The 10183-nt window shown below is 72.8% G+C and carries 3 protein-coding genes; all 3 read right to left on the bottom strand.

Annotation, left to right across the window (positions count from 1 at the left end; translation table 11 throughout):
* Positions 1–5996 (bottom strand): glucoamylase family protein (locus tag AX721_RS04330; protein WP_068874802.1); only part of this gene is annotated, 5996 nt, incomplete at its 3' end.
* Between the two features lie 162 nt (positions 5997–6158).
* Complete coding sequence (locus AX721_RS04325; RefSeq protein ID WP_068874801.1) at positions 6159–8903, bottom strand: HAD-IC family P-type ATPase; 2745 nt, start codon at positions 8901–8903, stop codon at positions 6159–6161.
* A gap of 41 nt (positions 8904–8944) precedes the next feature.
* Positions 8945–10183, bottom strand: a 1239-nt coding sequence (locus AX721_RS04320) for an ATP-dependent metallopeptidase FtsH/Yme1/Tma family protein (protein ID WP_156467006.1), incomplete at its 5' end; no start/stop codon positions are given.

The following is a 10183-nucleotide window of genomic DNA, read 5'->3' as shown; positions in this document are numbered from 1 at the left end:
TCCCGCAGCCGCCCGCGCTGCGCTGACAGCACGACGCGCGCGGCGGAGACCAGCCGGGCCTGGGTCTGAAGGGCGACCAGGTCCCCCCGCAGCACGAAGACGCTGCCGCCCACCGGGTCCTCGTCCGGCGCTCGCCGCGACTGGGTGGCGCGCACCAGCCCCTCCAGCGCCGCCTGGAGGTCCTGGACGTAGGAAGCGGCGCGCTCGTTGAGGATCACCACGTCCACGGCGAGGCGCTTCATCCGCCAGTATTCCGCAGCATGCAGCAGATCCCGGGCGGCGGCCAAATGTTCGAGATCGTCGATCCGCAGCAGGATCAGGGGCAGGTCACCTGAAATCCCGAGCGGCCAAAGGTCCGGCTGGGCGCCCGCGCCGGCGGCGATCACGTCCGACGGGGGTCGAAGCAGAGGCGCGGCGTAGATCAGGTGGCCTGCGAGCCGCTGGAAGTGCTCGGCGTCGCGATGGGTGACGCCGAGGTGGCGGAGTTGCACCTGGGCGCGGGTCCACGCCAGGGTCGCGGCCCGCTCACACGCGGCCGTGTCGAGATGCTGGTCGAGCACGTCGAGGATAGCGTCGCGCGCGCCCGCCGCGAAGGTCCAGAAGGACACGCGGGCCGTCCCGCCGGGCGGGATCCGCAGGCGTCGCCGAAGCGCAAAGATCGGATCGAGCACGGCGCCGGTCTGGCCGCCCAGCGGGCGACCCTCGACGATCGCCAGGGGCGCGCGGGCGTCGCGGCCGCGGCCGAGGAAGCGCGCGCGGTCCGTCTCGAACTCGGGCTTGCCGAGCGCGTCGCCTTCGCAGATCGCCAGGTGCGCGGCCCAGACAGCGGCCTCATCAGGCCCGCGGCGCCTGCGGGTGGCGAGCAGGGCTCCGCCGACCGTCGGAAGGTGCTCCGTCTGCACGAAGAGCTTGGAGAAGGCCGGGTGAGCCGCATCGGCGGCGTCCGGAGCGAGCGCCAGCTCGCAGTAGGAGGTCACCTCGATCTCGCGCGCCACATCGCCGTTGTTGGTCAGGGTGACCCGCCGGAGCTCGGCGTCATCCTCCGCCGAGACGAGGACCGTGAGCTCGGTCAGCAGCGCGCCATCACGGCGCCAGTACTCCGCGCGATCCTCGAAGAAGGTGACGCCGTAGTCCGACGGCTCCGTGGCGGTGGGCTGATAACCTGCCGACCAGACCTGGCCGCTGTGCGAATCCCGCAGGTACACGAACGCGCCCCAGTCGTCGCGGGCGCCGTCCTCCCGCCAGCGGGTCACCGCCTGGTCGCCCCAGCGGCTGTAGCCTGCGCCGGCGGCCGTGAGCAGCACGCTGTAGCGGCCGTTCGACAAGAGGTGCGTGGCGGGGCCGATCCCGTGAGGCGTGCCGAAGCGGCGACCCAGCGTCGGCTCGGCGACCTCGGTCGGGCCCTCGACCGCGCCTTCCACCGTCGCGGTCGCCGGCCGCACGTCCCGTGGCATGCGCTCGTGCAGCAGCAGTTCCGCCGCCTGCACCAGCGGGTCGGCGTGGAAACGCTCGCGCAGGCGGCCGCCGAGCAGCGCATTGGCCAGGGCCGTGACGGTCATGCCTTGATGGTGGGCCATGAAAGCCCGGACCACAGCCGCGCCTCGCCCGGCGGGCACCCGGCTGGGCGTGTAGTCCAGCGCCTCGTAGAACCCGTGGCGACCCTGCGCGCCGGCCGCAGCCAGGTGCGCGAAGTTCGCCACCGCGGCTTCGGGCTCGATCATGGCGGCCAGCGCCGTAGCGTAGGGCGCCACCACCGCGTCCTCGCCGAGGCCGCGCTTCAGGCCCAGCCCGGGTATTCCGAAGTTGGAGTACTGATAGGTGAGTTCCAGATCGCGGGCGTTGAAGGCGGATTCCGACACGCCCCACGGCCGGCCCTGGCTGCGCCCGTACTCGATCTGGCGGCGAACCACCGTGCGGAGCGACCGCTCCAGAAGGCTTCCGGTCGGGGAGCGCATCACCAGCGCCGGCATCAGGTACTCGAACATCGAGCCGGACCAGGAGATCAGGGCCGCGCCGTCGGCGACGGGCGTGACCGCATGGCCGAGGCGGAACCAGTGGCGGGCGGGCACATCACCCTTGGCGATGGCGAGGAAGCTCGCCAGGCGCGCCTCCGACGCCAGCAAATCGTAGCAGTTGGCGTCCTGCGCGCCCTCGGCGATCCGGTAGCCGATGGATAGCAGCTTGCGGTCCGGATCGAGCAGGAAGCCATACTCCATCTCCAAGGCGATCCGCCGCGCGGCCGCCTCGGCGTCCGCGAGGCGCCGATCGCGGTCTGGCGTGTCGAGATCTCGGCGGTGGCTGCGGAGGGTGGCCTCGGCGGCGCCCAGCCAGTAGGCCAGCTCCGCCGCCGCCTCCCGCTCGGCGAGCAGGGCCTGCAGCGGCGCCGCAAGCCCGGCCCATCGCGACAGGACGTCGTCAAGGGCGGCGCGGGCGTCGGCCTCCTCGCCGCCGCGCATCGACTGGACGAGGGCTTCCAAGGCGCGATCCAGGGAAAGCCAGGTTTCGTGCTCGTCTGCCTCCGGCGCACACAACGGCGCCACCTCCTCCCGCGCCAGGTCCACGGCGTCGGCCAAGCCGGTCCACCGTGCGGCCAGGGACAGCGGCCGGTCGCGCCATTCGCGGCAGCCGCTCGCCAGCGAGAGCAGGCATCCGGCGAGGTTGCCGCTGTCGACGGTGGACACATACTGCGGATCGAGCGGGCGCAGGTCGCCGGTGTCGTACCAGTTGAGGAAGTGCCCGCGATGCCGGTCCATCCGCGCCAGGGTTCCGAGCGTGGCCTCGATGCGCTCCAAGGCCTCACCCTCGCCGATCCAGCCAAGGTCGCGGGCGCAGGCCGTGGAGAGCAGATAGAGGCCGATGTTGGTGGGCGAGGTGCGGTGCGCGACGGCGGGCGGATCCTCCTGGAAATTGTCCGGGGGCAGGTGATTGTCCGCAGCGGTCACGTAGGTTTCGAAGTACCGCCAGGTCCGCCGTGCGATCAGCCGCAACGCACGGGCATCAGCCTCGGTCAGTTCGCCCGCCTCCGCAAGCGGTTCGATCCGGCTGATGCGCAGGGCGACCAGGGGAGCGAGCAGCCAGCCGAGCGAGACGCCGGCCGCCAGCGGCCAGCCCTCCTGAGCCCAGAGCCCGGCGGTCCCTAGGCCGGCGAGCGCGATCGCCACAGCGCCCCCCATCCGGCGGTAGAACGCGGCGACGTCGAGCCGCAGGCCGTTCGCGAGCTGCGCCGCCGGGGTCCACTGCAGGAGCCGGCGGCGACTGACGAACAGCCGCCAGAGGGTTCGCACGATCGCGTCGGACATGAGCCAAGCCTGGTGCGGCAGCACCACGACGAGCAGCAGGGCGCGGGCGAGCGCCAGCCGCAGGTCGGACGCCATGGCCTTCAGGCGGTCCCGGGCGCGGATGCCGGGCCGCCGCGGGGCGAGGTCGTCGATCAGCGGCATCAGCGCCGGGGCGACGAAGGCGCCCAGGATAAACAGGGTCCAGGCCGCGGCGTGCCCGCCCAGCAAGGCCCAGCCGGCCAGGAGCGCCGCGGTCGCGGCGGGCGCGGTGAGGGTCCGCCGGAGGTTGTCGAGCATCTTCAGCCGCCCGATCAGCGGAACCGACGCGGGCGCAGGGCAGCGGCCGGCGGGGACGCCGAGGATCCAGGGGAGCAGCTGCCAGTCGCCGCGCGCCCAGCGGTGATGACGCAGCGCCGCGACATCGTACCGGGTGGGTGCGTCCTCAACCACTTCCACGTCGGACACCAGGCCGGCGCGCGCGTACACGCCCTCGAACAGGTCGTGGCTCAGCAGGGTGCATTCCGGGACCCGGCCCGCGAGCGCCGCCTCGAAGGCGTCCACGTCATAGATGCCCTTGCCGGCGTAGGAGCCCTCCCCGAACAGGTCCTGGTAGACGTCGCTCACCGCGGCGGCATAGGGATCGATGCCGCTGGAGGCCGAGAACAGCCGCAGAAAGCGCGAGCCGCGGTTCCGGACCGGCAGCGCAGGCGTGATCCGCGGTTGAAGGATCCCGTAGCCTTCGACCACCCGCCGCGCGGCGGGATCGACGCGCGGCCGATTCAGGGGATGGGCCATCTTGCCGATCAGCCGGCGCACCGTATCGTGCGGAAGCCGGGTGTCGGCGTCCAGGGTGATGACGTAGCGCACGCCCTGCGGGACCGTGAGCTTCCGGCCGGACGGCGCCACGAATGTGGTGTCGGACGAGCCCCGCAGCAGCCGGTTCAGCTCATGCAGCTTTCCGCGCTTGCGCTCCCAGCCGATCCAGCGCTGCTCGCTTTCGTTCCAGACGCGGCGACGGTGGAGCAGGAGGAAGCGGTCGCCGCCCGGAGCCACTCCGTAGCGGCCGTTCAGGGCCGCCACCCCATCGGCGGCTAGGGCGAGCAGTTCGGCGTCCCCCGGCAGGGTCTCCTGGTCCGCGTCCGTCCAGTCCGACAGCAGCGCAAAGTGAACGTCGCCCTCGACGCTGGCCAGGTGGTGGATCTCCAACCCCTCGACCTGCTCCCGGACGGCCTCAGGACTGGTGAGCATCATGGGCACCACGAGGAGCGTGCGATGCTCCGACGGGACGCCGCTGGCCAGCTCCAGGGCGGGCAGGAAGGTCGCCCGTACGCTGTGGGTGACGACCGCGTTGACGACGGCCACGGCGAGTTCGAGGGCCGGGAACAGGGCGAGCGCCGCCAGGCCGGCGAGCCACGCGCCGTGCAGCCCCGCCGACTGCAGGAAGAGAAGCGGCGGCGCCAGGATCGCCGCCGCCGCAAGCAGGATGACGGCTGCATAGCCGGCGACGCCAAGTCGCTGGAAGGCGTGCCCCAAGAGGGCCCGAAGCGGCGGGCGGAAGCCGAGCGCCGCCTCGAACGGCCGCCGCCCGGACCCGATCAGATGGCAGCCGACATGTCCGCCCTTGGTGTCCCCGTGGCAGGCGCGGGCGGCGGCAAGCGCGGTCCGGGTGACCTCGATCTCGCTCTTGCCGCTGCCACGCGCGAGATCCTCGATCGCAGTCCGGTAGAGGTTGCGCGTGGGAAAATCCATCTCCGCGAAGTCCCCGGACCGGCTCAGGGCCGCATCGACCAGGCTCATCCGCTCCACGAGTTCGAGCCAGTCGACCTCGGAGATGCGACGCAAGCTGGTGATGATGTTGCGGACCGTTCCGGAGGCCGCGACCTGCCGTTCGTGCTCGCCACGCACCACGGCGTCGCCCGACGCGCCTTGCGCCGCCAACCGGTCGTCCAGCCAGGTGAGGGCCGGGGCAAGGCTGGAGTCCTGATCGCGCAGGCGGTGCAGCAGTTGCACGGCGAAGGCCTCCGGCAGCCGCCGATCCGCCCAGGGCTCCAGCACCCGGTCGACGGGTTCGGCGTCCCGGCCGTAGGCGCCGAGCAGGCGATCCGCCGCCGCGTCCGCGTCGCGGCGCGCCTGGCGGCTGTCCAGGATGCGGTCGGCCAGGCGGCGGAGATTTTCCACAAGGATGACGCGAAGGGTGATCGCCACCGCCCAGAGCTCGCCGATCGCGAGCGGGTGCACGGCCTGGTAGGCGTTCACGTAGCGCTGCAGCATCTCCACGTCGAAGCGGCTGTCGGTGTGGGCCACGAACGCCCACACCAGGCCGAGGACCCGGGGGTAGCCCGCAAACGGGCCGGAGATCAGCTTGGGCAGCTGCCGGTAGTAGGCGGGGGGGAGGTCGCGGCGGATTTCCCGGATCTGCTCCTCCACCAGGTGGAAGTTGTCGAGGAGCCACTGCGCCGCCGGTGTGACGGCGCCGCCGTCGGCCCCGGATCGCTGCAGCACCCCATAGGCCTCGACCAGCCGATCCTGGTTGTCGCGGAGGCGCCCCGCCAGGCTGCGGCCGGCCCGCGGCCGCTCGGCGACCGGTTGTGCGAGCGCGAGGCTTCGGGCGTGCGCCTCGAGCCGCTCGACGCTGAACAGCTCCGCGCGGATGGGCGCCGGATCGCACCATAGGGCTCCGGACCTGCGGTCGAGCGCGCGGCGGAGGCGGGTCAGCATGGCCAGAGGGCTCCCCCCCGTGCGGGGCGCCCGCGGCCTCTCCTCCCCCGCCGGCGCGGCGAAGCGCCGACGCGCATGCGTCGTCCGTGGCCGGTGTTCATAGTCGTCCAGACGCAGGCGCCGTACAGGGATTACACAGCGGGCGGCGGGATCCGGCGGAGCCTAACGCGCGCGCCGGCCCGGGGACGAACCGCGGGCCCTGGAACGCCTCAGGCGTCGCGCGAGGCCCTTCTCGGCCTCCGCCAGGCCGAGCCCGGCAAGGCCGATGGCGGCGACCGCCCCGGCCTCCCGCCAGCCCAGCGGCCGTGTCTCGAACGCGACGTTGAAGGCCGGCAGGTAGGTGAACGCCGCCTGCGCCGCCAGGACGACGGCCGCGCCCGCCATCACGGCCCGCGCTGCGAGCAGGCCCTCCCATGGCCGGCCGGCGCCGTCGGCGCCGCGGACGGAGAGCAGATAGGCGACCTGCAGGATCACCAGGACATTGACTACCAGGGTCCGCGCCCGCTCCAGTCCCAACCCCTGGTCCATGGCCCAGAAGAAGGCGCCTGTCGTCCCGGCCACGAACAGGAGGGTGACGAACAGAACCTGCCAGGCGAGGCGCCCGTCGAGGAGCGGCTCCCGAGGGGGGCGAGGCGGGTGCTGCATGATCCCGGCTTCGCCCCGCTCGAAGGCCAGGGTGAGTTCCAGGGCCACGCCGGTCACCATGTTCACCCAGAGCAGTTGCACCGGGGTGAGCGGCAGGGCGAAGCCGAACAGCAGCGCCACCAGCAGGGCGGCCGTCTCCCCGCCGTTGGTGGGCAGGGCCATGGCGATCATCTTCTTCAGGTTGGCGTAGACGATGCGGCCTTCCCGCACCGCCGCCACGATGGAGGCGAAATCGTCGTCCACCAGGACCATCTGGGCGGCCGCCTTGGCGGCCTCGGTCCCCTTGCGCCCCATGGCGACGCCCACGTCGGCCTGGCGCAGGGCGGGCGCGTCGTTCACCCCATCGCCCGTCATGGCCACGATATGGCCGCGCGCCTGCAGGGCCCGCACCAGCCGCAGCTTGTCCTCCGGGCTGGTGCGGGCGAACACCGTGGCGCGCTCCGCGGTCGCCACCAGTTCGTCCTCGTCCATCTGCGCCAGGTCGCGTCCCGTGACGACCTGCGGGTCATCGGCCAGCTTCAGCTGGCGGGCGATGGCGGCGGCGGTCGCTGCGTGGTCCCCCGTGATCATCTTCACGACAATGCCGGCCTCGCGGCAGGCCGCCACCGCGGCGAAGGCCGCTTCGCGGGGCGGATCCTCAAGGCCCACCAGGCCCAGGAGCGCGAGCCCGCCGTCGAGGTGGCCGGGCTCGATTCGCCACTGATCGTGCGGCATGGACCTGGCGGCCAGGGCCAGGACCCGCCGGCCCTCCGCGGCGAGCGCATGCACCTCCGCGTCCCAGCGTCCGGCCGCGCCGGCCGTGTCCGCCCCGCACATGGCCAGGATCCGTTCCGGCGCGCCCTTGACGAAGAGCTGAACCTGTCCGTCCGGAAGCGCGTCCAGGCTGGCCATGTAGCGGTGCTGCGCGTCGAAGGGGATCTCGTCGCGCCGTACGCTCGCAGCGCGCAGCTGCGCCCAGTCCGGACGGACCTTGCCGGCGAAGGCCAGAAGCGCCGCTTCCATCGGGTCGCCGTGCGCCGCCCACGCCGCGCCGACGGGCGCGATGCGGGCGTCGTTGCAGAGGAGCGCGGCGGTCGCGAGCGCCACGAGGTCGGCGCGTTCGGGGTCGCTCGGAACGCCGGACCTCTGGCTGATTTCGCCCACCGGCGCATAGCCGCCCCCGCCGATGCCGAACGTCCGCTCCGGCGTGGCCGCCGAGGTGACCATCATCTCGTTGCGCGTCAGGGTCCCGGTCTTGTCGGAGCAGATCACCGAGACCGAGCCGAGGGTCTCCACGGCCGGCATGTTCCGGATCACCGCTCGCCGGGCGGCCATGCGCCCGACCCCGAGGGCGAGGGCGATGGTCATCACGGCTGGCAGGCCCTCGGGGATCGCCGCCACGGCCAGGCCAACGACGATCATGAAGGCGTCGACAGCGGTCTGGCCGCGGCCCCAATAGGCGGCGGCGAAGGCCGCCACCGACAGCACGCCCACGGCGAGGCTGAGCTGTCGCGCGAACCGGTCCATCTGGCGCACGAGTGGGGTCGGCGCGCGCTTCACGCCGGCGGCCAGGCTGCTGATGCGCCCCAGTTCGGTGGCCGGGCCGGTCGCCACCACCAGGCCGCGCCCCGATCCCGCCGCCACGAGAGACCCGCAGTAGACCATGCAGGTCCGGTCGCCGAGCGCGGCCGCCGCCTCGACCGCGGCGGCCGCCTTCTCAACCGGAAGGGCTTCCCCGGTCAGGGCGGCCTCCTCGATCCGCAGGCTGGCGGCCCGGAGGAGGCGAAGGTCGGCGGGCGCCCGGTCCCCGGCCTCGAGCAGGACCACGTCACCGGGCACGAGCTCATCGGCGGGCAGGGTCACGCGGACGCCGTCGCGCAACACCGAGGCGGTGGGGGCCAGCATCCGTCGCACCCCGACCAGCGCGCGCTCGGCGCGGCCCTCCTGGACCAGGCCGATGAGGGCGTTGATGAACACCACCGCCAGGATCACGAGCGCGTCCTTGACGCGTCCGAGGCCGGCCGCGCCCGCCGCCGCGGCGAACAGCACATAGATCAGGACGCTCCGGAATTGCCCGAGGAAGCGGACGAGCAGGCCGGGCCCCCGGGCCTCGGGTAGGCTGTTGGGCCCCTGGACCTCCAGTCGGGCGCGCGCCTCCCGTCCGCTGAGGCCGCTCTCTGCGCTCCCGAGCCGGGCGACCGCGCTCGCCGCGTCGATCGCATGCCAGGGCGTCGGCGCCGCGACGGTCCTGGGGCCGTCCGGCTCCGCCACGACCTGCGACATCCCTGCTCCCCTTTTGTGGGCCCTCCGGCCCGCAGAACGCTTCAGACCGCGCTCTGCAGCTTCGGCCGCGGGGCGGCGCGCACGGCCGGCGCGGGAAGCGGATCGAGGCTGACGGCGCGGCTGATCCGTTCGACGTCGGTCCTGGAGAGCGTCTCCTTCGCGAGAAGCTCCTCGGCGGCGCTGGCGAGGATCGGTCGGTTGCGCTCCAGGACGGCCACGGCCAAGTCGAAGGCTTCCGTCACCAGCGCCTTGACGGCGTCGTCGATGGCTTCGGCGGTCCCCTCGGCATAGGACCGGGGCCGCCACGCCGGGCGGCCGCCCCCCAGGAAAGCCGCCGGCTCCGGGTCGTAGGCGACGGGTCCGAGCTCGGTCGTCATGCCGAAGCGGGCGACCATGTCACGGGCGATGTCCGTGGCGCGGGCGAGGTCGTCGGCGGCGCCGGTCGACACCTCCGAGAAGACGAGGCTCTCCGCCGCCCGGCCGCCGAGGAGGACCGCCATCCTGTTCATCAGGTCGGAACGGCTCATGAGGAACCGGTCCTCCGTGGGCCGCTGGATCGTGTAGCCGAGGGCGCCGATCCCGCGCGGGATGATGGAGACCTTATGCACGGGGTCCACGTCCGGCAGTGACATCGCCACGATCGCGTGGCCCATCTCGTGGTGCGCGACGCGACCGCGCTCCTTGGGACTGAGGATGCGGCTCTTCTTCTCGGCGCCGGCCACGATCCGTTCGATGGCCTGGTTGAAGTCCTCCAGCGCGGTGGCCTCTCCGCCGCGGCGGGTGGCCACCATCGCGGCCTCGTTCACGAGATTGGCGAGGTCGGCGCCGGTGAACCCGGGCGTTAGGGCCGCGATGGTCTCCCGGTCCAGGTCGGCTGCGACGTTGATCTTCTTCAGATGCACCGCAAGGATATCCGCCCGCCCCTTGCGGTCGGGCCGATCCACCAGCACCTGGCGATCGAAACGCCCCGCCCGCAGGAGGGCCGGGTCGAGGATCTCGGGCCGGTTGGTGGCGGCCAGCACGATGGCGCCGGCGCTGGGATCGAAGCCGTCCATCTCCGCCAGCAGCTGGTTCAGCGTCTGCTCCTTCTCGTCATTGCCGCCGCCGGGCAGGTCCAGGCCCGCCCCGCGGGCGCGGCCGAGCGCGTCGAGTTCGTCGATGAAGATGATCGCCGGGGCCTGGGCGCGGGCCTGCTCGAAGAGGTCGCGCACGCGCGCGGCTCCGACGCCCACGAACATCTCCACGAACTCCGATCCCGTGATGGAGAAGAATTTCACCCC

This window comes from Phenylobacterium sp. CCH9-H3 (assembly GCF_001557235.1).
In the GTDB taxonomy this organism is placed as follows: Bacteria; Pseudomonadota; Alphaproteobacteria; order Caulobacterales; family Caulobacteraceae; genus Phenylobacterium.
This window is presented reverse-complemented; position numbering and strand designations above follow the sequence as displayed.

Excerpts from the sequence above, each read along its gene's own strand:
- AX721_RS04325 (WP_068874801.1), bottom strand. The coding sequence starts at position 8,903 with ATGTCGCAGGTCGTGGCGGAGCCGGACGGCCCCAGGACCGTCGCGGCG.